We start from the raw sequence: 22,488 nt of genomic DNA on the forward strand, positions 1-22,488 counted from the left end.
ATTATTCCCTGCCAGCCATCGCTTGACGGTGAAGAATACTGTGAAACTCTTCAGAGAAAGTCGCGTAGTTGTGTTCTAGCTTGCCTACTCGGCTGCTGAAGCGGTTGTACGCCATTACCGCTGGAATCGCAGCGAATAGACCCATTGCTGTTGCGATCAGTGCTTCTGCAATACCAGGAGCAACCATTGCGAGCGTCGCTTGCTTCACTTCACCTAATGCGATGAATGAGTGCATGATGCCCCAAACCGTACCAAATAGGCCGATGTATGGGCTGATAGAGCCAACGGTCGCCAAGAAAGGTAAGTTAGTTTCTAGTTCATCAACCTCACGAGCAACGGCAACGCGCATCGCACGGCCAGTGCCTTCCATAATGAAGTCAGGTGATGTTGCATTCGATTTACGAAGGCGAGCGAACTCAGTAAAGCCTGCGTAGAAAATTTCTTCAGTACCAGAAAGCTCGTCTTTGCGTTTGTTGCTCTCTTGGTACAGTTTTGCAAGATCAACGCCTGACCAAAATTTGTCTTCAAACACTTCTGTTTGTTTAGAAGCTTGAGATAACACTTTACTTCTTTTTATGATCATCGCCCAAGAAACAACAGACATGCCCATAAGAGTCAGCATGACCATCTTAACTAGTAAACTAGCTTCTAAAATTAGGCCTAAGATTGAGATTTCAGCAGTCACTATTCGTTAGCTCCGTGAGAATAAATGTTGGCATTGCTTTGGGTTTCATTTTTTGATTATCGATACATGCTACCTTAACCATTGCTTTACACAATGCCTTGCCATCAGGATTTACGATCTCTTGACAGAAGACCAAGGTAGCTCGCTTCAACTCGTAAATATTTGTAATGACTTGTAAAGAATCATCAAGACGCGCGCCTTGAATAAAATCAATGTCCATATGTCGGACTACAAAACCGATGTTTTGTTCTAACAATACTTGCTGAGAAACGCCAATTGAGCGCAACATCTCAGTTCGAGCGCGTTCGAAAAACTTAAGATAGTTTGAATGGTATACAACGCCACCCGCATCGGTGTCTTCGTAATACACAGTCACTGGCCACGTAAATAGCTTAGATAATCCCTGCAATTTGCTACCACAATCCAAAACGATAAAGATCTCACTATAACCTAACTCCTTATCATTAATAGTATATCGCTGTGAATTTTTTGATTTGAGAGACGAAAAAAAAGGCCATCTGTATAAGATGACCTCTTTTTGGCTAAAAACCCAACAAGTATAAAGGCTCACGTTGTTATGAACCTAAATCCTTTGCCTTTTATAGAAGGCGCAGCACCGTTAGGTAGAGCAAAATTGTGAGTGAAACATATGGGCTAAACAGTAGCTGCCACATCCAAGCTCTTGGCTTAAATCCGATACCGTAAACCATGCTTGAGCATACTGCCCAAATAAACATTGGTCCGATGATCGCGTTAAAGCCACCGATGCTTGTCGCATACGCTTCAGGATCCCACATCACTAAACCCACATGCATGAAACCCAATGCTAGGGCTAAGGCTCTAAGCAGAGTCTTATCCATTGGTTGATGCAGCTTAGCGATTTGCTCTGCGAGATTACTCACTGTCTTTGTCCATCATTTCTGAATGCTCTAGCCATAGAGCATTGATGATGCCGAATGCACATGCTAGAAGTACACCCAAAATCCATGCGAAATACCACATAAAATTTCTCCTAAGTTATTTAACTTCTAGCTTAGTAAGCTGAAACGTCGTTATCTTCGATGTGTTTCTTATCTAGACGACCGAACATTTTGTAGTATGTCCAAGTTGTGTAGCCAAGAATCACAGGAACCATTACCGCCGCAACGACAGTCATAAGACCAAGCGTTAGCTCACTCGCTGTTGAATCCCACATAGTCAAGCTTTGGTTAGGGTTCAGGCTTGATGGCATTACGAATGGGAACATTGCAAAACCAGCCGTTAGAATAACACCAGCGTTCGATAGGCTTGAGAACAAGAATGCGAAACCACCACGCTCAAAGCGAGATGCAATCACAGCAAGCAGTGGCATTGCTACACCAAGGATCGGCGCAGCCCACATTGCTGGATAAGTTTCGAAGTTTGTCATCCAAGCACCCACTTGAAGTGATACTTCTTTGTTTAGTGGGTTTGAGTCAGCAAACGTATCGATAGTGCTCGTAATTACATAGCCTTCGATAGATTGAACCCAGAAACCACCAATAACGAATAGAGCAATAGCAATTAGGCCAGTGATCTGAGCAACGTTACGAGCACGAGCGTGCAGCGCTTCTGTTGTCTTCATTTGAAGCCATGTTGCACCTTGCATCACGAACAACATCAGAGCCAACACACCACAAAGCAATGCAAATGGGTTAAGCAGAGCGAAGAACGTACCATGGTACTTAGACATCATAAATTCGTTCAGTTCAAATGGAACACCTTGTAGTAGGTTACCAAATGCCACACCGAAAATGATTGGTGGTACTGCGCCACTAAAGCAAAGTGCGTAGTCCCAAGTTTTGCGCCATTTTGGATCTTCGATCTTTGAACGGTAGTCAAGAGCAAGTGGACGTAACCAAAGTGCAGCTAGCGTTACGTACATTGCGAAGTAAAAACCAGAGAAAGACGTCGCGTAAACCAGTGGCCATGCAGCAAACAATGCACCACCCGCAGTGATAAGCCAAACTTGGTTACCATCCCAGTGAGGGGCAATCGTGTTTAGCATAATACGACGTTCAGTGTCGCTCTTACCGATAACAGGTGACAGAGCGGCAACACCCATATCAAAGCCATCAGTTACGGCGAAACCAACCAGTAGAACACCGATCAATACCCACCAAATAAGTCGTAAGCTTTCGTAATCAAACATAATATTCCCTCACTTATACTTCAACTGAACGGCTAACTTTGTCTTCAACAGAGTTATCGTTTTGTTCGAAGTGGTAACGGCCTGTCTTCAAGCTACTTGGACCTTTACGTGCGAATTTCAGCATTAGGTAAACTTCAGCAATCAAGAACACTGTGTAAAGTGCCAGGATAGCGAATAGAGAAGTCCAAAGCTGTTCAATAGTCAGTGCTGATGCAGCAACGTTAACCGGTAGGATTTCACCAACCGCCCATGGTTGACGACCAAACTCAGCAACGAACCAACCTGCTTCAATCGCAATCCAAGGAAGTGGGATTGAGAATAGCGCAGCTTTAAGTACCCATGGTTTCTGTTCGATTTTCTGACGACACGTTTGAACAAACGCAGCACCGAATACAAACAGCATGATGAAGCCACAAGCAACCATCAGACGGAATGACCAGAATAGAGGCCAAACTGTTGGGATAGAATCATCCGCAGCCATTTGGATTTGGTCTTCAGTTGCATCAACAACGTCGTCTGTGTAGCGCTTAAGAAGCAAGCCGTAACCTAGGTCACCTTTCACTTCGTCGAACGCAGCCATGTTTTCTTCAGACTTATCGCCTGCACGTAGCTTTTCAAGCAGCTCGTACGCGTACATACCAGTACGGATACGATCAACGTGGTCATCACGTAGGTCACGTAGGCCCGTTACTTCAGTATCAAGCGAACGCGTTGCGATGATACCCATTACGTAAGGAATTTTAATTGCGTAGTCAGTATTCATTGTCTCTTGGTTCGGAATACCAAAAACAGTAAATGCTGCTGGTGCTTCTTCAGTGTGCCATTCCGCTTCTACAGCAGCGAGCTTCACTTTTTGAACTTCACCAAGCTCGTAACCAGATTCATCACCTAGTACGATTACTGACAAGATCGCCGCCATACCGAAAGACGCTGCAATCGCGAAAGAACGACGAGCAAAGGCAAGGTCACGACCTTTAAGAATGTAGTATGAGCTGATACCAAGGATGAACATTGCACCCGTTGTGTAACCAGACGCTACTGTGTGTACGAATTTAACTTGTGCTACTGGGTTTAGTACAACTTCAGCGAAGCTCACCATTTCCATACGCATAGTTTCAAAGTTAAATTCCGCACCCACTGGGTTTTGCATCCAGCCGTTTGCTACCAAGATCCAAAGCGCAGAGAAGTTAGAGCCAAGTGCTACTAACCAAGTTACCGCTAAGTGCTGACGCTTTGACAGTCTGTCCCAACCGAAGAAGAATAGGCCAACAAAAGTAGACTCTAGGAAGAATGCAACAAGCGCTTCGATAGCTAGCGGAGCACCAAAAATGTCGCCAACATAGTGAGAATAGTAAGACCAGTTAGTACCAAACTGGAACTCCATGGTTAAGCCTGTCGCTACACCAAGAGCAAAGTTAATACCAAACAATTTACCCCAGAACTTGGTCATGTCCTTGTAAATTTGCTTGCCAGTCATTACATAAACTGACTCCATAATGGCAAGTAGAAATGCCATACCTAAAGTCAGTGGAACAAATAGGAAGTGATACATCGCTGTAAATGCAAACTGCAATCGCGACAGATCAACAACATCAATCATGGTAACTCCTTTGTGTCGGCTGAATGACACTTGTGTGATTATTCACCGCAAAAATCCATGTTAAAACAATTTATGTAATTGTTATTACAAGTTGAAATTTGTAGCAAAAACGTACCGTTATAGTTAGATTATTGTTAAGCATGAGCTAATATAGCTAGCGCTAATATTACTGGTAAAATCAGTATGTTTCAAAAGGTTTATGGGAGAACCCTGCGTTGATTTGTATCAAATTTATTCGAGCAAATTAGAGTTATTTTTGTACAATTATGATTAAAATCACACCAATTATGCTTGTCTTAATAACAGCGCATGATATCTGTGACAAATGCTCAGCACCGCCTCAACATCCGAATTACAACTACCCATAAAGTATTAACAAAAAATATGACAACTTATTTCATTTCCTGTTATCTAAATCAAACCTGAAATCAAAGTTTCCATTTTTGAAGCTCCCTTTTCGATCTTTTTATCGACTCGCTCAAAGAGTTGTTATTCAGTAAAAAGCAAAAAAACCCAGCGCTTATGCAACTGGGATCTTTAAAAATGAATAATTTAACGATTGGAGGGTTTATCTATTCCAAAGTGTAAATACGCTCTGTCGGTCGCGATTCGACCTCTTGGCGTCCTTTGTAGGTAACCTTGTTGAATCAAGTAAGGTTCTAACACATCTTCAATAGTGTCTCTCTCTTCACCAATCGCGGCAGCCATGTTGTCGATACCTACCGGACCACCACCAAACTTCTCCATAATCGCCAGCAGAAGCTTTCTATCCATGTAGTCGAAACCTTTAGCATCGACATCCAACATGTTTAGCGCTTTGTCAGCAACCTCCGGACAAATATGCCCGTCGCCTTTTACTTCCGCATAATCACGAACACGGCGCAGTAGACGGTTAGCAATACGTGGCGTACCACGAGCTCGGCGAGCAACTTCTAGCGCCCCTTCGGACTCCATAGAAAGACCAAGGCAGTCTGCACTGCGCTGAACGATGTTTTGTAGATCTTCAACCTTGTAGTACTCAAGACGCTGAGTAATACCAAAACGGTCACGTAACGGCGATGTCAGTGAGCCAGCACGAGTGGTTGCGCCAATCAAAGTAAAAGGAGGAAGGTCAATCTTGATAGAGCGTGCCGCTGGGCCTTCACCAATCATGATATCTAATTGGTAGTCTTCCATTGCAGGGTACAACACCTCTTCAACCACAGGGCTTAAACGGTGAATCTCATCAATGAACAGGACATCATTTTCTTCGAGATTGGTCAGTAACGCCGCTAGGTCGCCTGCTTTTTCTAGAACAGGGCCTGAAGTCGTACGAATGTTGACATCCATCTCATTGGCAACAATGTTCGCCAACGTGGTTTTACCCAAGCCTGGAGGGCCAAATATCAACAGATGGTCGAGCGCCTCGTTACGCAGTTGTGCCGCTTTGATGAAAATCTCCATCTGGCCACGAACGTGATCCTGACCTTGATAGTCAGCCAGTGCTTTAGGGCGTATTGCACGATCAATGACATCTTCATCTTTGAATACTGGGTTATCCGGTGCAATAAGGCGATCGGCTTCAATCATAAATTCTGCTATTCCTAACTATGCTCTTGTTGACTCTGCGCTTCTTGACTCTGTGTAAAGGCAAAGTGAATGAGTCTATTTTGTCGAACACGTATATTGGGTATTAAACCATCGATTTCAGAGCTTCGCGAATCAACTGTTCACTGGTCATGCCATCTTTAGCCACTTGAGAAACCACCTTGGAAGCTTGAGTCGGCTTGTAGCCTAATGCAAGTAGCGCACTTACCGCTTCTTCTTCCGCGTCGTGAACGGTTGGCATAGAATCAATCGGAGCTGCATCTGTCGCTGGAGTAAACAAGTCACCCGCGCCCCACCCTTTCAGGCGGTCTTTCATTTCAACAACCAGACGTTCAGCGGTTTTCTTACCCACACCCGGAAGTTTAACCAGCGTCGAGATGTCTTCACGTTCAACACTTTGAACAAACTGGCTAGCCGTCATGCCTGAAAGAATGCCAAGGCCTAGCTTAGGGCCCACACCGTTCGCTTTGATCACTTCACGGAACAGCGCACGCTCTTTAACCGTGTTAAAACCATAAAGTAGCTGCGCATCTTCACGTACAACAAAGTGCGTGTAGATGATTGCCTCTTCGCCCACGTTTGGTAATTCGTAAAAACAGCTCATTGGCATTTGAACTTCATAGCCAACGCCACTCACTTCGATTAGTAATTCTGGTGGCTGTTTTTCTATTAATGTACCGCGTAGACGTCCGATCACAATTCACTCTCTTGATGGAATATAATTTGAGGGACAGAATATAAAAGAACTGGATGCTTATCCAGTTCTTTGTGTTTATTCGGGTGATTTATTTACGCTTGTTTGGCTTGTGAAACCACGTTATTTAAGCTTTCGACCAGCTCTTTGACAGAGGTAACATGCCCTGTGAGTTCAGAACCATAATTGGCGACTAAGCCGGACACGGATTTGGTTTCCGCAACGCTCTGTGCCACTTCTGAACTCGCGAGATCGAGCTCTTTCAAAGAACTCATCTGCATCGCCATAATGTTGGTGAGCTGATTGACGTCAGTCGAGATAGTTTGAACTCCTGAGATGATGCCGTTCATCTCATTCGCCGTGGTTTCAATTATCGCTCGACCATGTTCCACTTCGTCTTTACTACGGTCCAACAAGGTTCGAATTTCTATCGCGGAATGACTGCTTTTCGCCGATAACTCTCTTACTTGGTCGGCGACTACTGCAAAGCCTCTTCCCTGCTCACCTGCGCGAGCCGCTTCTATTGCCGCGTTTAATGCCAACAAATTAGTTTGTTCCGCTACTGAAGTAATCAAGTCAGCGACTTTCATGATCTCTTGATTACTTTGAATGATCTGGCTGATTGCACTGGTTGAGGCTTCTAATGACTCGGAGCTCTTTTGCGCTTTGGTTCCAACCGCTTCACTGCGCTCTTTCAGTTCACCCACAAATGAATTGGATTCTTCGATACCTTGAGTCATTTGATGTAATTGTTGGCTCATTTGTTCTGCTGCACTCGCCTGAGATTCACAATTGATGTTCAACACCTCAACTTGAGCATGCAGATCTTGCGACTGCTGGTCTAAATGAACAGATACGCCCTGTAAGCTTTCAGAGTTTGAGTTAGCTTGGTCAAGGACAATGGAAAGTCGACCTTCACTTTGCGTCGCTTGGTTGGCAACGTGTTGGCTTTCTGAAATCGCATCCTCTGCCATTTCGATTGCCACCTCTTTTTGCTTAGCGGTAAAGGCTTGGGCAATGCAGATCACCACCAGCGGCATAATCACACCAGACCAAGTTTCAACCACCACCGCTTCCGGAGTAAGTACTAACTGCGGAAATTCAAATCCGTTAAGGTGAGCTGACGTCATCATCAATGAAACGCCAATCACTAACCCACTCCATACCAAGGCGACAATACGTGTTCCTGACAAGAAAAAAGCGACCACTAACAAAGGAACCCAATACGCCTGCGTCGATGCCACCACACCACCGCTTTGGTAGATGATATTCAGCGCATGTACTGCCATACCAACAAAGCCAAAATTGAGTGCAAGGCTCGGTTTACTGGTAACACGCAAGAGCAGTGCGGAGATCAGTTCAAACGCGATAAGGAATACAGATGTAGCGATCAGAAGTTGCTCTTCGTGCTTGGTCCATTTGATTAAGCTGTAGACACCAACAAAGAAGGCGATAAAAGTGAAGAGTAATAAGATATCGGCTTGTCTGACTTCGTTGTTACTCCACCCATTACTTTTAGGTAGAAACAGCGCACGCCACAGCTTGATTGGGTTCATCAGTGATCATCCTTGATTAACTTGTTAGACCTCCGACCAATGTTAATAACATGTTAAATGATACGCAATGTTATTATCTGGGTTCTGTTCGAAAGATCTCATTTCATCAAGGATTTAGCGGCGTAGTATTTTGATATGAGCCAAACAGGGTGTAAGGCTCATCAATAGAATAGGTCTAAAGGCTGTATGTTAGGAGCTAACAAGAGAGCGAGGTTTAACGGTAGCGCCCTTTTCTCGCGCCTGTCGCCTTACCAGCCAGTGCTATCAATGTTTTGTTGGTGTTAGCGTGAGTGATCGCTACGCCTAGAGCATCAGCTGCATCGGCCTGTGGCTTAGCCGGTAGCTTAAGCATACTCATCACCATGTTCTGAACCATAGACTTATCTGCACCACCATTACCTGTCACGGCTTGCTTAATTAAACGAGCCGCGTATTCGTGAACAGGCAAATCCGCATTTACAGCCGCTACGATCGCACTGCCACGAGCTTGTCCAAGCTTAAGTGCAGAATCCGCATTCTTCGCCATGAAGACCTGCTCAATAGCAAACACATCCGGCTGAAACTGAGTGATGATTTCGCTCACACCTGCATAGATCTGCTTAAGTCGACCCGGTAACTCTTTTTCTGAGGTGCGAATACAACCACTCCCTAAGTAATATAGGTGGCGGCCATTTTGACGAATAACACCGTAACCGGTAATGCGTGAGCCAGGGTCAATCCCTAAGATAATAGACATAACTTCAAATACTGATTATTTATACATGCTTTATGAGCTTAGTATATCGAACGCAAAAAAAAATGCCCGTCAAATTAACGGGCATTTTCTAATTTACTGGCAAGTCTTGGCTAATTAATTAAGAGCTCTCTACCAACTAGGATCTCTTCATCAACAAGAAAAGATAACAGGCTTACGCTTGCTCTTTTTTCTCTGCCAATTTAACTGCGATTGCTAGCTCTTCCAGTGATGCTGGGTTCGCTAGGCTTGGCGCGTCTGTTAGTAGACATGCTGCAGCTGTCGTTTTCGGGAATGCGATAACGTCACGGATGTTCTCAGTACCACAAAGTAGCATTGCTAGACGGTCAAGACCGAATGCTAGGCCTGCATGTGGTGGCGTGCCGTACTTAAGCGCTTCAAGAAGGAAGCCGAACTTCTCTTGTTGCTCTTGTTCTTCGATACCTAGGATACCGAATACCGCTGTTTGCATTTCTGCGTTATGAATACGTACAGAACCGCCGCCTACTTCGTAGCCGTTGATTACCATGTCGTATGCATCAGAGTTTGCTGCTGCTGGGTTTGCTTTAAGCTCTTCCGCGTTCACACCTAGTGGCGATGTGAATGGGTGGTGCATTGCGTGTAGGTTACCTTCGCCGTCTTCTTCGAACATTGGGAAGTCAACAACCCACAGTGGAGCCCAAGCAGATGTGTCTGTTAGCTCTAGATCAGTACCTAGTTTAAGACGAAGTGCGCCCATTGCTTCAGCAACGATGCCCGCTTTGTCTGCGCCAAACAAAATGATATCGCCAGATTCAGCTTGAGTGCGATCTAGAATACCGTTGATTACGTCTTCGCTTAAGAACTTAGCAACTGGAGATTGAATACCTTCCATGCCTGCAGCACGGTCGTTAACCTTCATCCAAGCTAGGCCTTTCGCGCCGTAGATGTTTACGTGTTCAGCGTAACCGTCGATTTGCTTACGAGTTAGCTTAGCACCACCTGGAACACGGATAACCGCTACACGACCTTTTTCGTCGTTAGCCGGGCCAGAGAATACTTTGAACTCAACGTCTTTAACTAAATCAGCAACGTCAACTAGCTCTAGTGGGTTACGTAGATCTGGCTTATCAGAACCGAAACGGCGAATCGCTTCAGAGAAAGGCATTACTGGGAATTGGCCTAGTTCAACATCTAGAAGTTCTTTCCACATATCGTGAACAAGCTTCTCAGTCACGTTACGTACTTCTTGAGAAGTCATGAAAGATGTTTCGATATCGATCTGAGTAAATTCAGGCTGACGGTCAGCACGTAAATCTTCATCACGGAAACATTTAACGATTTGGTAGTAACGGTCAAAACCAGACATCATCAGCAGTTGCTTGAACAACTGAGGAGATTGAGGAAGTGCGTAGAAGCTGCCTTTGTGAACACGGCTTGGTACTAGGTAGTCACGAGCACCTTCTGGTGTCGCTTTCGTTAGTACTGGTGTTTCGATGTCTAGGAATAGGTTCTCATCAAGGAAACGACGAACGAAGCTAGAAGCACGTGCACGAAGCTTGATACGGTCGCTCATTTCTGGACGACGAAGATCGATGTAACGGTACTTAAGACGCTGTTCTTCAGAGTTCGTTTGGTTGAAGTCTAGTGGAAGCGCTTCTGAACGGTTGATGATCTCTAGACCAGTCGCGTAAAGCTCTACTTCACCAGTAGCCATGTCTTTATTTACTTGGCTATCAGGACGAACACGTACTTCACCAGTAAATTTGATACAGAATTCATTACGCAGTTGGTTAGCGATCGGGAAGATATCTTTCATATCTGGATCGACAACAACCTGAACGATGCCTTCACGATCACGCATATCAATAAAGATAAGACCGCCTAAATCACGGCGACGGTTTACCCAGCCGCACAATTCTACAGTTTGTCCCGCCAGGGACTTGTTCAGGTTACCACAGTAATGGGTACGCATAATGAATTTCCCAATCTCTTAATAATTTACTAATTTCCAGGCTGTCAGTGGTCATTCCACACAACAGAGCAAAGGAACATTTATACGCGGAAACTCGCTTAAAATCGACCTTCCACATTCGAATTTATTGTGTTTTATCTGGCTTTGCTGCTTTTTAGCCCATCAAGTGCGCAAAGATTCATCAAAACCGAAAAAATTGCGATAATTATATCTCGAAAGTACCTTAATCAGCAAAACTCTCGTACAGTAGATTTTCATTTCGATTAAAAGCAGTAATGTGATGACCAATGGTGCAAAAACGATGGACACTTTACCTCTAAGACTTGGATTAACCATGTGGTCTCATTCTGAGTGGCAAAGTCAGTTCTACGGAAAAGGAACAAAGCCTGCTGAACGCTTAGAGAAGTACGCGCAAGTTTTTCATACCGTTGAGGGCAACACCACCTTTTACGCGACGCCAAGTATGTCGACAGTTCATAACTGGAAAGCCGCCAGTCACGATGATTTCAAGTTCACCTTCAAATTGCCCAAATTCATCACCCACCAGCAACAACTGAGACACTGCCAAGCCGAACTCAAAGAGTTCTTGATGACGATGTCGCCACTGCATGACCGTATTGGTCAATGGACGATTCAGCTGCCGCACAGTTTTGAGCCCAGCATGCTGCCTGCCCTACAAAAGTTTTGCACCTTATTCCCAAAAGATATGCAGCTTGGCGTCGAAGTTCGACACTTAGGTTTCTTTGATAAGGGCGATGCGGAAAAACGCTTCAACCAATGGCTGGTTGAGGAAGGCATCAATCGCATCATTATGGACAGCCGCCCCGTTTTCTCTGCGCCACCCACCACAGAAGCGGTGATCGATGCGCATCAGAAAAAACCGCGTGTTCCTGTTCATGCAATTGCTACCGCCAATAACCCGATGATTCGATTTATTGGTCACCCAGACCAAGAACCTAATATTGAGTTTTTTAAGCCTTGGTTTGCCAAAATCCCAAACTGGCTTAATGAAGGCAAGCAGCCCTATTTAATGATCCACACCCCAGACAATAACCACGCACCTGAACTTGCGATTGCTATTTATAAGAGGCTACAAAAGCAAGTCTCTGAAAATACATCATTATTACTGCCCGAACTGGCTCAGTTTCCAGCTCAAAAAGGCAATCACCAAATCTCGATGTTTTAACCTCTCACTTGTAAGTAGCTTCGAACCTTGAGCTAAATCTCAGTTTTCGTGACAGTGGCGTTTTTTTTACGTAAAATACGCCCCCTTTTATTTGGTACGAATTTTGTGCCAATTACGCTGACTGTCGAGAGAAAATGCTATGAGCAACACAGACAATATCTTTTCCGCTCCTATTGATAAAATTGGAGACTTCACCTTTGATGCAAGGGTTGCTGAAGTATTTCCGGATATGATTCAACGTTCGGTGCCTGGCTATAGCAATATCATCTCTGCAATCGGCATGCTGGCTGAGCGCTTTGTAAAGCCACACTCAAATATTTACGACCTTGGCTGCTCGCTTGGTGCTGCGACACTTTCTATGCGTCGTCACATTCAGCAAGAAGGCTGCACGATTTTCGCGATCGATAATTCAGAAGCCATGGTTGAGCGCTGCAAATTGCACGTTAATGCTTACCGCAGTGACACACCGGTAGAAGTGATTGAAGCCGACATCCGTGAAGTGGAAATCAAAGACGCTTCTGTTGTGGTGCTTAACTTTACGCTGCAATTTCTTTCTCCAGACGATCGATACGCTCTGCTTGAGAAAATTCATGCTGGCTTGCGCCCAGGCGGGATCTTAATCCTGTCAGAAAAATACGTATTCGAAGATGAAAGCTCAAATGAACTGCTTATCGACCTGCACCATGATTTCAAACGTGCTAACGGGTACAGCGAGCTAGAAGTAAGTCAGAAACGTAGCGCAATTGAAAACGTGATGCGCCCGGATTCGATCCCTGTTCACAGAGAGCGATTTGATAAGATTGGCTTCTCAAGCAGCGAAGTCTGGTTCCAATGTTTCAACTTTGGTTCAATGTTCGCGATAAAGTAAACATTTTAGATTACGTAACCGTCGCGACACCGTTAGCACGTACTAAAATGTCATCCTCAAGAGCGAGGAACAAACGAATTGGGGATCTCTTATCAAACACGATAAACGAGATTCCCTAGCATGTTTGTCCACACTCTTAATGGAGTGACAAATTTAATTTCTACACCACCAACTCAGTGAAAACCTATGTTTAATTTTGCCAATTTTTATCAACTTATTGCCCAAGATACTCGCCTTCAGCCGTGGCTAAATGTCCTGCCACAGCAACTGACCGATTGGCAAAATGCAGAGCACGGTGACTTTGACCGCTGGCTACGTGCACTAAACAAGATTCCACAAGACGTGCCAGATCAAGTTGACCTGAAAAATTCAGTGACGATTGGTAGTTCTACGCCATACCACACAGGCGAACTGAAAAAGCTAGAAAGCTTATTGAAGACTTTCCACCCGTGGAGAAAAGGTCCTTATACGGTTCACGACATCCATATCGATACAGAGTGGCGCAGTGACTGGAAATGGGATCGTGTGCTTCCACATATATCTCCATTAAAAAACCGTTCGGTTCTCGATGTAGGTTGTGGCAATGGTTACCACATGTGGCGCATGCTGGGTGAAGGTGCTCGCTTAACGGTTGGTATCGATCCTTCCCACCTATTCTTGGTTCAGTTTGAAGCAATTCGTAAGTTGATGGGCGATGACCAACGAGCTCACCTATTACCTCTAGGTATTGAGCAGCTCCCAAAGCTAGAAGCCTACGACACGGTATTCAGCATGGGCGTGCTTTACCATCGTCGTTCACCACTGGACCACTTGATTCAACTGAAAGACCAATTGGTGTCTGGCGGTGAACTGGTTCTTGAAACCTTGGTAATTGAAGGCGATGAGAACGCAGTATTAGTTCCGGTTGACCGTTACGCGCAAATGAGAAACGTCTACTTCTTCCCTTCAGCTCGCGCACTGAAACGCTGGCTAGAACAAGTTGGTTTTGAAGACGTACGAATCGTTGACGAAAATGTCACGACAATTGGTGAACAACGCACCACAGAATGGATGACACACAACTCTCTTCCAGATTACCTCGATCCGAACGATCCAAGTAAAACGGTTGAAGGTCACCCTGCACCGAGACGTGCGATTCTGGTAGCAACAAAGCCATAGATTTACTGCCCACAAAGCAGTGGCATATTGAGTAAATAAAGCACAAGCCTATTAAGGCAGCAAAACAATTGCTTGCATGGTCAAAAAGCCACTGTTAATTTCGCGGTGAACCTTGCTTCCTTAGCTTAAGAATTGAACAAAAATTGACTTGTGTTTAATAAGTGAGCTATTCCAAATAGCAATAATTGGCGTAGCGCTCACATTGCGATTCAATATGACCAGACTCTTACAATAGGATGCTTCACGCATCCTTTTTTGTGGGCTAAACTTCTAAATAGTCTGAACTATTCTCTAATTCTCAAAGGTTTTTTTATGTTTAAGCGATTATCGCCTATTGTGGCGGTTGGTTTGCTCTCTGGTTGTACTCTTACAAATGGTGCTACCTACCACCAAGAAACTCTCGACGCTATTTCCCGCTCAGAGACAAACATCGCAAATAAGGTTCAAAATCTTGAACTGCAACTAAGCAATCAAAGTGACTATATTGAAAGCTTAGAAGACGAAATTACTACCCTTTCTAGTCAATTAGATACCCATCTAACGAGCATGGAACACAAGGTTATTGAAAAGCTAGAGGAAGGGGAACCGGTCGCTATTGCCGTTGCTCCTATCGCTCCTATATCACAACCGACTATCCTTGGCGGCATCGAAAAAGTGTTTATCGACTCTATCAAGCAAAGCTTTGATGCTCGTGTTGATACAGGTGCAACCACCTCTTCTTTAAACGCTGTCGATATCAAAGAATTCGAACGTAACGGCAAGAACTGGGTTAAATTTCACCTAGACGACAAAGCCCAAGCTAAAGAAGACCAGAAATGGATTGAAGCGCCTGTTGTACGTTATGTAAAAATCCGTCAATCAACCAATGATCAAGCAGAACGTCGAGCTGTGATCGAATTATGGGTGAAAGTTGGAAAAATCCATGAAAAAGCGCAATTTACATTGGCGGATCGCTCTCAAATGAGTCACCCTGTGTTACTAGGGCGCGAATTTATCAAAGACATAGCGCTAGTAGATGTAAGTAAAAAGTACGTACAAACGGAAGTTAAATAACAATAGTAGGGTAAGCTATGACGTCAAGAATTCCATTTTATATCTCTATATTCCTGCTTATTGTGGCAGGTATAACACTGAGTATGTTCAGACATACGACCTACGGTGTACCTTGGACTCCAGGGGAAACCAGACAGGTTTGGGACGTTGAAGCTCGCATCGAGTTCAACGCAGTAGGCAAAGAAGCAAAAGTTTCCTTAGCGGCTCCTCATACTCAGTCTAACTACACACTTATCGGCGAATCGGCTTCATCGCCGGGTTACGGCATCTCTTACTTGAACACAGAATCAGGTCGCCGTGCAGAGTGGTCTATTCGCCATGCTGATGGCCCTCAAACTATCTACTATAAGACTCAATTCCTAGTCGATAACCAAGCGAAAGTTGATGCTATACCACCAGAAGGCGAAATCACACAACCAAGCTTTGATGGTCCTGAAGAAGCTGCTGCGTTGGCATTGATTGACAGAGCAACTAAACGCTCAGCAGACAACATCACTTTCACTCGCGAACTTATCAAAACGCTTAATGACCCAGACAGCCAAAACTCAGCGCTGATTCTGAATAACATGAGCAAAGTTGAAGCGACACATAAGCTACTTTCAGCAGCAAACATCCACAATAAAGTCGTTGGCGTTATCGAGCTAGAAGATGGACGTCGTCGTCAATCTATTCAGCAAATGAACCAGATCTGGGATCACGACCAATGGGTTCTATTCTCTCCAGAATCAAGTGAACAACAAGTTCAGCCAAATCTGCTTATTTGGGATGAATCAAACGTTTCTCTACTGGATGTGGTTGGCGGTCAGAACAGTAAAGTTCACTTCTCTATGATTGCGCAGGAGGTTACTCCTACTGAAGCAACTAATAGCAAAGTCTCTGCTGATCAACTGTTAAACCTTTCAATTCACAGCCTACCGCTAGAAGAGCAAGCGATGTTCAAAACCATCATGCTGATTCCTATCGGTGCTCTGATTGTTGTATTCCTGCGTGTCATCATTGGTTTAAAAACGTCTGGTACCTTCATGCCAGTACTGATTGCAGTAGCCTTTGTACAAACACAATTGGTAACGGGCATTGTCGGCTTCCTACTGATTGTTGGTACGGGTCTTATTATTCGAAGCTACTTGTCCAAACTTAATTTGCTACTGGTCGCCAGGATATCCGCCGTAATCATCACGGTAATCATGATTATCTCTGTGTTTACTGTAGTCGCATTTAAAGTGGGTCTAACAGAAGGTCTGTCTATTACGTTCTTCCCAATGATTATCCTATCTTGGACTATCGAACGTATGTCTATCCTATGGGAAGAAGAAGGCGCGAAAGAAGTAATGCTACAAGGTGGTGGTTCTCTATTCACTGCGGTTCTTGTTTACTTAGGCATGACTAACCCGTTCATTCAGCACTTAACGTTTAACTTTATTGGTTTACAGCTTGTTATTCTAGCGACCATTTTGCTACTAGGTAACTACACAGGCTACCGTCTAACAGAGCTTCGTCGCTTTAAACCGCTAGCGGAGGACTAAGTTATGTTTGATCAATTTACTTCACCGTTTAAGTTGAAAGACAAAGGCATAATGGGAATGAACAAGCGTAACCATAGTTATATTGGTCGCTACAATGATCGTTCCAAGTATCCACTCGTTGATGACAAGCTTAAGACTAAGATCATTGCTGAACAGGCTGGCGCTACTGTGCCAAAACTAATTGGCGTTATTGGTCATCAAGCTGAAGTAAAAACAATCCACAAGATGGTAAAAGAGTGGCCGGGTTTCGTAATCAAGCCGGCTCAAGGTAGTGGTGGTAAAGGTATCCTTGTTGTGATCTCTCACAAGGACGGCGTTTACACCAAGCCATCGGGTTCGACTATCAATGAAGAAGACGTAGAGCGCCACATCAGTAACGCTCTCGCGGGTCTTTTCTCACTCGGTGGTAAGAACGATGTTGCTGTAGTTGAAAACCTCATCAAGTTTGACGAGTGTTTTGACGGCTTCAGTTACGAGGGTGTACCAGATGTACGAATCATTGTATTCAAGGGCTACCCTGTAATGGCGATGATGCGTCTATCGACTTCGGCTTCTGATGGTAAAGCTAACTTGCACCAAGGTGCTGTGGGCGTAGGTATTTGTATCGCTACGGGTAAAGCCGTTCGTGCGGTTCAATTTGACCACCCAGTGACTCACCACCCAGATACGGGTAAAGAGTTGGCGCTACTACAAGTACCCCATTGGGAAAAGCTGCTGACACTTGCATCAAGTGCTTGGGAAATGACAGGCCTTGGTTACATGGGTACGGACATGGTTTTAGACCAAGAAGAAGGCCCGATGGTACTGGAGCTAAACGCTCGCCCTGGATTAGCAATACAGATTGCAAACGGCGCAGGTTTATTACCTCGCTTGCATCATATTGAAAACCTGGGCACACCAGCTGAATACCCAAAACCAGCAGAGCGCGTTGCCTACGCTGCTAAGCAATTTGGTGTTCACGGTAGCGAAATTGTTCAAAACTAAGCTCATCTAAATTAAAGCGAAACGACTCAGTTATTGATACTGAATCTAGCTCGATAAAAAGGCCGCATAACTCTGAGAGTTACGCGGCTTTTTAATGCCAGCCGTCTTCACCGAGCTAATATGATTAAGCCTCTGTTACTTCACTCTCAGGCTCACGAATAGGATCAATACGCACAGCCGCCACCTTAAATTCAGGGATCTTCGCGTGTGGATCAGTCGCTGTGGTAGTCAAACGGTTAACTGGTGATTCAACAAAATGGAATGGAATAAATACCACACCCTTTTGCATTCGTTTAGTCACAAAGGCCGCGATTTCGATTTCACCACGACGTGTTGAGACCTTAAGCATCTGACCATTCGAGATACCTAGCGCTTCAGCATCATGAACACTCACCATGGCACGCGGCCCTGCTAAGTTATCCAACCCTTTTGTTTTACGTGTCATGGTTCCGGTGTGGAACTGTTCTAGAATACGGCCTGTCGTTAATACTAACGGGTATTCCGCATCCGGTAGCTCAGCAGCGTATCTAAACGGAATCGCCTCCATTTGACCACGCCCACGCGTAAATTGGGTCTGGTGCATGATACGTGTGCCATCAGGGTTGTTCTTATTACTTGGCCATTGCACGCCGTTCACCGTAATGTTCTCCCAACGTAAACCACCATACTGTGGCGTGACACGCGCTATCTCATTGGTGATATCAGCAACCGAGTCATATTCCCAATTGCCGCCCATCGCATTAGCCAACATTTGGATAATCACCCAATCTTCTTTCGCTTCACCAGGAGGCAATACCGCCGGGTTAATACGCTGAACACGACGCTCGGTATTAGTAAAATGACCAGACTTCTCAGCAAACGAACAAGACGGCAGAACCACATCGGCATACTGAGCGGTTTCGGTTAAGAAAATATCTTGAACCACTAGGAAATCTAACGCTTCAAGGCCTTCAATCACATGCGCTTGATTCGGGTCACTCAACACTGGGTTCTCACCCATGACATACAGACCGCGAACATCTCGATGGCACGCTCCATCAATAATTTCGGTGAGCGTTAACCCCGCTTCCGCTGGTAAGTCAGAAACACCCCACTCCATCGCGAATTTTTGACGAACTATCGGGTTATACACTTTCTGATAACCTGGAAGGTTGTTCGGCAATGCCCCCATATCACACGCGCCCTGAACATTGGATTGACCACGTAATGGGTTGATACCACCGCCTTCGATACCAATGTTGCCACACAATAGTTGTAGATTAGCGATTGAACGTACGTTGTCGTGACCAGTAGTGTGTTGCGTAATACCCATCGAATAATATACTGCGGTGCGCTCTGCAGTACCAATCAAGCGAGCCATCGCGAAGATATCTTCCGCTTTCACGCCAGTCACCAATTCGACTTTATCAAGTGAGTAGCTTGGTGACATGACTTCTTGCAATAAGGTATCAAAGCCGTCGACACGATCATCAATATAATCTTGATCGTACCAACCGTGTTTGATGATCTGCTGCATCACACCATTAATCAGCATCACATCGGTGCCCGGTCGGTGCGCTAAGTAAAGCTCAGCGTGGTCAGCAATATCGATTCGTTTTGGATCAGCAACGATCAATCGTGCTCCACCATGCCTCACCGCTTGCTTGATGTGCGAGCCAATAATTGGGTGTGCTGAAGTCGTGTCTGAACCGATAATAAAGATCACATCTGAGTGCTTGATGCTTGGAATATCATTGGTCATCGCCCCGCTACCCAGCGAAGCCTCTAAACCGGTAACAGTCGAAGCATGACAAAGACGTGCACAGTGATCGACGTTATTGGTGCCTAATTCGCGGCGTATGAATTTTTGGAAGGCATAGTTGTCTTCATTGGTGGTTTTCGCCGACGAGAAGCCCGCCAAAGCATTGCTACCAAAGCCCTGTTTAATCGCCGTAAATTTATCAGCAATGAGCTTAATCGCTTCTTCCCAACTTGCAGGTTGCAACCAGCCATCTTTACGAATTAATGGTGTGGTTAAACGCGCATCACTGCCCACAAAATCGAAGCCGAATCGCCCCTTAACACACAACATGCCTTCATTAACCGGGGAGTCACCGCCTTCGATATAACGGATTTTGTTTTTCTGTTCATCGATATGCATGGTTAGCTTACAGCCCACACCACAATAGGTGCAGATGGTATCGACTTTCTTGAGTAGGCCTGTGTCTCCCTGCTTTCTATCACGAGCATCCACCATTGCACCGGTTGGACACGCCTGAATACACGATCCACATTGAACGCAGTTTGAGTCGCCCATTAAGGTCTTGTCTGCCCCAAAATTAGGACGACATTCAGGTCTTGATGTAGGCTTGCCATCAGATTGATTCATGAAGCTTAAAACACCATGAACATTCTGTTCACGGCACGCTTGGATACACTGCCCGCAACTGATGCAGCGGTTGGCATCAAAGATAATAAATTCTGAACTGTCATCAACTGCAAATTTTTGTCTTGTTAAACCGACCTTCGCTTCTTCTACGCGTATCGCCTGCCAACTCTCATTCGAAGCCACATCGATTTTGTACTCTGGATGCGTTTGCGTTGCTTTGTATTCGGTCGAGTAGTCTCGTAGGTCGCAATCTGTATTAGCTTGGCAGCCACACTCTAGACATCTTGCAGCTTCAGCGATTGCATCGGCATTATCAAACCCTGTTTCTACTTCATCGAAGCTTTGTTCACGCTGTTCGGGCGTTAGCTCAGGCATGATCTTGCGCGCCATGCGTTGTATAGATTTGTATTGCTCAGGATCCACCGCTTTGAGCTGTTTGTGCTTTCTTGAGTTAAACGGTTTAGCCGGAATATTTTCCATATCACCATGGAAGAAGCGATCGATCGCTTGTGCAGCAATACGCCCATCCCCAACCGCTTCGACTGCAGTTGCAGGGCCGCGTCGGAAATCACCAATACTGAAAATATTTCCGGTTCCGGTATGCATGGTTTGTGGATCAGCATCTGCGGTATTCCAACGAGTAAGAGGAATATCAATTGCTTCATTGTCCATAAAACTCAGATCAGGCTTTTGTGACACGGCAGCAATAACCGTATCAAACGCTTCAACAAAGAACTCGCCCGTTGGTTTAGGGCTGCGACGACCTGAAGCATCAGCCGGACCCAAAGCCATACGCTCTAATCGTATTTCTGATACATGACCATTTTCATCGGCTATGTTTGCTGCCGGGTTGGTTAAGAAATGGAACTTCACACCTTCATGCTCAGCTTCTTCGATTTCGTAATCTTCTGCAGGCATCTCATCTCGAGTACGACGATAAATCAGCGTAGTATCCGCGCCATCACGCACCGCTGTTCGAGCGCAGTCAATCGCGGTATTACCGCCACCAATTACTGCGACCTTTTTACCTGTGACATACTGCTGATCGGTCACGTAATCTTTCAGATAATCGACACCCAAATAACAACCGCCGAGTTCACTACCCGGGTAATTCATTTCAACCGCTTGTGATGCGCCAACGGCTAAACAAACCGCATCAAAATCGTTACTTAAATCAGACAGTGTAAAATCAACACCGAGTTTTTTACCGCACTCAACCACCATTCCGTTGCGACACATCAACTCGATTTCTTTATCTAGAATCGACTTAGGTAAGCGATATTCAGGGATACCGTAACGCAGCCAACCACCCGCTTTGGGCATCGACTCATAGACACTGACTTCATAGCCTTCGTTAGATAGGTAATAACCCGCCGTAAGCCCACCGGGGCCACTACCAACAATAGCAATGCTCTTGCCTTTATTTGGTTTCTTCGCTGGCATGTAGCTCTCTTGAGCCGCTAGGTCCGCATCGGCAGCGTGTCGTTTGAGTTGGCGAATCGCAATGGATTCATCGACCAAGTTACGACGACATTCGGTTTCACAGAAAGCAGGACACACACGACCAATTGAAAGCGGCATTGGCAATGTCTTTTTGATCACTTCAATCGCTTTAATGTGATCATTTTGAGCAATATGGTGCAGGTAAGATTGGATGTCGACCCCAGCAGGACAGGCTGTTTGGCATGGCGCCTCACAGTCAGCGTAGTGATCGGTCATGATGCGATTCAACGCTTCTTGTCGATGATTCGTTAACTGTTTTGACTGAGTGGTAATATTCAGCCCATTAGACACTTCAAGCTCACAAGAGCGAGTAACACCAACGCCATCAACTTCCACAACACACAAATCACACGGCACTTTATCCGCTGTTTTATTCAAACCACATAAAGATGGGATTTCCAAACCACATGTTTTTGCCGCTTCAAGAACGGTTTGTCCTTGCTCGACGATTCGATATTTCCCATCAATAACGATTTGAATCATACCTAAGTCCTACCTTTACCTTTCGCACACGCGAGTTATCAACAATTAAAATTTAAGTAATACAATATTATTAATATTATTAAATCTATGTCATTACCATACATTATTTGTGGTTTTGTGCGTGTGACCTCAAACAAGTTCCATTGATAATAACCATAATGTATGAGTGGTCTTATCAGTGTCGACGAAAGGATTAAGCGGGAGGGGTTCTGCTGTAGAAGTAAGAAGTAAGAAGTAAGAAGTAAGAAGTAAGAAGTAAGAAGTAAGAAATTAGATTCAAGGTACAAAAAAGCCCCTAATGATTAGGGGCTTTGAACAAATATCATTGAGTCGCTTTCGAGCTTATAGCTAAGCTATCAAGGTTATTGCTCGGCTATCAAGAT

At 44.9% G+C, this 22,488-nt stretch carries 18 protein-coding genes; 6 read left to right on the plus strand and 12 right to left on the minus strand.

Translation table 11 applies throughout. The annotated features are described in order from the left end of the window. Position 1: 1 nt before the first annotated feature. The 11 genes from tolQ to aspS all read right to left on the minus strand — a co-directional run bounded on the left by tolQ (position 2) and on the right by aspS (position 10,979). Positions 2 to 685 carry a protein TolQ gene (gene tolQ, locus AB4371_RS05370; protein WP_017062073.1) on the minus strand — a complete coding sequence of 228 codons (684 nt, stop codon included), beginning with the start codon at positions 683 to 685 and terminating at the stop codon, positions 2 to 4. Next, the gene (ybgC, locus tag AB4371_RS05375; protein WP_017062074.1) at positions 675 to 1,112 is read right to left on the minus strand and encodes a tol-pal system-associated acyl-CoA thioesterase; all 438 of its coding nucleotides are present in this window, start codon (positions 1,110 to 1,112) and stop codon (positions 675 to 677) included. The genes tolQ and ybgC overlap by 11 nt, the downstream gene beginning before the upstream one ends. Positions 1,113 to 1,284: 172 nt before the next feature. After that, positions 1,285 to 1,587 carry a cyd operon protein YbgE gene (gene ybgE / locus AB4371_RS05380; protein ID WP_372149198.1) on the minus strand — a complete coding sequence of 101 codons (303 nt, stop codon included), beginning with the start codon at positions 1,585 to 1,587 and terminating at the stop codon, positions 1,285 to 1,287. Beyond that, complete coding sequence (gene cydX / locus AB4371_RS05385; protein WP_000270284.1) at positions 1,580 to 1,687, minus strand: cytochrome bd-I oxidase subunit CydX; 108 nt, start codon at positions 1,685 to 1,687, stop codon at positions 1,580 to 1,582. The genes ybgE and cydX overlap by 8 nt, the downstream gene beginning before the upstream one ends. Positions 1,688 to 1,718: 31 nt before the next feature. Then, positions 1,719 to 2,855, minus strand: a complete 1,137-nt coding sequence (gene cydB, locus AB4371_RS05390; RefSeq protein ID WP_017062076.1) for a cytochrome d ubiquinol oxidase subunit II — start codon at positions 2,853 to 2,855, stop codon at positions 1,719 to 1,721. A 13-nt stretch (positions 2,856 to 2,868) separates the two neighbouring features. Beyond that, complete coding sequence (cydA, locus tag AB4371_RS05395; RefSeq protein WP_017062077.1) at positions 2,869 to 4,455, minus strand: cytochrome ubiquinol oxidase subunit I; 1,587 nt, start codon at positions 4,453 to 4,455, stop codon at positions 2,869 to 2,871. A gap of 552 nt (positions 4,456 to 5,007) precedes the next feature. Further along, positions 5,008 to 6,024, minus strand: a complete 1,017-nt coding sequence (ruvB, locus tag AB4371_RS05400) for a Holliday junction branch migration DNA helicase RuvB (RefSeq protein ID WP_017062078.1) — start codon at positions 6,022 to 6,024, stop codon at positions 5,008 to 5,010. A 103-nt stretch (positions 6,025 to 6,127) separates the two neighbouring features. Continuing rightward, positions 6,128 to 6,739, minus strand: a complete 612-nt coding sequence (ruvA, locus tag AB4371_RS05405; RefSeq protein ID WP_017062079.1) for a Holliday junction branch migration protein RuvA — start codon at positions 6,737 to 6,739, stop codon at positions 6,128 to 6,130. 92 nt (positions 6,740 to 6,831) lie between these two features. Beyond that, positions 6,832 to 8,292, minus strand: a complete 1,461-nt coding sequence (locus tag AB4371_RS05410) for a methyl-accepting chemotaxis protein (RefSeq protein WP_372149201.1) — start codon at positions 8,290 to 8,292, stop codon at positions 6,832 to 6,834. Between the two features lie 214 nt (positions 8,293 to 8,506). After that, positions 8,507 to 9,028 carry a crossover junction endodeoxyribonuclease RuvC gene (gene ruvC / locus AB4371_RS05415; RefSeq protein WP_008219936.1) on the minus strand — a complete coding sequence of 174 codons (522 nt, stop codon included), beginning with the start codon at positions 9,026 to 9,028 and terminating at the stop codon, positions 8,507 to 8,509. A gap of 172 nt (positions 9,029 to 9,200) precedes the next feature. Beyond that, positions 9,201 to 10,979 (minus strand): aspartate--tRNA ligase, encoded by a 1,779-nt coding sequence (gene aspS / locus AB4371_RS05420; protein WP_019821025.1) that lies wholly within the window; start codon positions 10,977 to 10,979, stop codon positions 9,201 to 9,203. 280 nt (positions 10,980 to 11,259) lie between these two features. On the opposite strand from aspS, the gene AB4371_RS05425 reads away from it, so the two are divergent. From AB4371_RS05425 to AB4371_RS05450, 6 genes are all read left to right on the plus strand, one after another. Further along, positions 11,260 to 12,165, plus strand: a complete 906-nt coding sequence (locus AB4371_RS05425; RefSeq protein WP_372149204.1) for a DUF72 domain-containing protein — start codon at positions 11,260 to 11,262, stop codon at positions 12,163 to 12,165. A 139-nt stretch (positions 12,166 to 12,304) separates the two neighbouring features. Next, positions 12,305 to 13,033, plus strand: a complete 729-nt coding sequence (cmoA, locus tag AB4371_RS05430; RefSeq protein ID WP_017062083.1) for a carboxy-S-adenosyl-L-methionine synthase CmoA — start codon at positions 12,305 to 12,307, stop codon at positions 13,031 to 13,033. Between the two features lie 186 nt (positions 13,034 to 13,219). Further along, entirely contained in the window at positions 13,220 to 14,191 is a 972-nt protein-coding gene (cmoB, locus tag AB4371_RS05435) for a tRNA 5-methoxyuridine(34)/uridine 5-oxyacetic acid(34) synthase CmoB (protein WP_017062084.1), read from the plus strand. 312 nt (positions 14,192 to 14,503) lie between these two features. Continuing rightward, positions 14,504 to 15,244, plus strand: a complete 741-nt coding sequence (locus AB4371_RS05440; RefSeq protein WP_372054612.1) for an ATP-dependent zinc protease — start codon at positions 14,504 to 14,506, stop codon at positions 15,242 to 15,244. 17 nt (positions 15,245 to 15,261) lie between these two features. Beyond that, entirely contained in the window at positions 15,262 to 16,767 is a 1,506-nt protein-coding gene (locus AB4371_RS05445; RefSeq protein ID WP_372054614.1) for an inactive transglutaminase family protein, read from the plus strand. A gap of 3 nt (positions 16,768 to 16,770) precedes the next feature. Next, positions 16,771 to 17,751, plus strand: a complete 981-nt coding sequence (locus tag AB4371_RS05450; RefSeq protein ID WP_372054616.1) for an alpha-L-glutamate ligase-like protein — start codon at positions 16,771 to 16,773, stop codon at positions 17,749 to 17,751. A 124-nt stretch (positions 17,752 to 17,875) separates the two neighbouring features. On the opposite strand, the gene fdhF is transcribed toward AB4371_RS05450, so the two are convergent. Continuing rightward, positions 17,876 to 22,105: a formate dehydrogenase subunit alpha gene (gene fdhF / locus AB4371_RS05455; protein ID WP_372149207.1), complete on the minus strand. Its 4,230-nt coding sequence runs from the start codon at positions 22,103 to 22,105 to the stop codon at positions 17,876 to 17,878. Positions 22,106 to 22,488: the final 383 nt, after the last annotated feature.

Source organism: Vibrio sp. 10N.261.51.A3, assembly GCF_041471965.1.
GTDB lineage: Bacteria > Pseudomonadota > Gammaproteobacteria > Enterobacterales > Vibrionaceae > Vibrio > Vibrio crassostreae_C.

Coding starts and splice junctions, on each gene's coding strand:
- cydX (WP_000270284.1), bottom strand. CDS start 1,687: ATGTGGTATTTCGCATGGATTTTGGGTGTACTTCTAGCATGTGCATTC.
- cydB (WP_017062076.1), bottom strand. CDS start 2,855: ATGTTTGATTACGAAAGCTTACGACTTATTTGGTGGGTATTGATCGGT.
- cydA (WP_017062077.1), bottom strand. CDS start 4,455: ATGATTGATGTTGTTGATCTGTCGCGATTGCAGTTTGCATTTACAGCG.
- ruvB (WP_017062078.1), bottom strand. CDS start 6,024: ATGATTGAAGCCGATCGCCTTATTGCACCGGATAACCCAGTATTCAAA.
- AB4371_RS05410 (WP_372149201.1), bottom strand. CDS start 8,292: ATGAACCCAATCAAGCTGTGGCGTGCGCTGTTTCTACCTAAAAGTAAT.
- ruvC (WP_008219936.1), bottom strand. CDS start 9,028: ATGTCTATTATCTTAGGGATTGACCCTGGCTCACGCATTACCGGTTAC.
- aspS (WP_019821025.1), bottom strand. CDS start 10,979: ATGCGTACCCATTACTGTGGTAACCTGAACAAGTCCCTGGCGGGACAA.
- AB4371_RS05425 (WP_372149204.1), top strand. CDS start 11,260: ATGACCAATGGTGCAAAAACGATGGACACTTTACCTCTAAGACTTGGA.
- cmoA (WP_017062083.1), top strand. CDS start 12,305: ATGAGCAACACAGACAATATCTTTTCCGCTCCTATTGATAAAATTGGA.
- cmoB (WP_017062084.1), top strand. CDS start 13,220: ATGTTTAATTTTGCCAATTTTTATCAACTTATTGCCCAAGATACTCGC.
- AB4371_RS05440 (WP_372054612.1), top strand. CDS start 14,504: ATGTTTAAGCGATTATCGCCTATTGTGGCGGTTGGTTTGCTCTCTGGT.
- AB4371_RS05445 (WP_372054614.1), top strand. CDS start 15,262: ATGACGTCAAGAATTCCATTTTATATCTCTATATTCCTGCTTATTGTG.
- AB4371_RS05450 (WP_372054616.1), top strand. CDS start 16,771: ATGTTTGATCAATTTACTTCACCGTTTAAGTTGAAAGACAAAGGCATA.
- fdhF (WP_372149207.1), bottom strand. CDS start 22,105: ATGATTCAAATCGTTATTGATGGGAAATATCGAATCGTCGAGCAAGGA.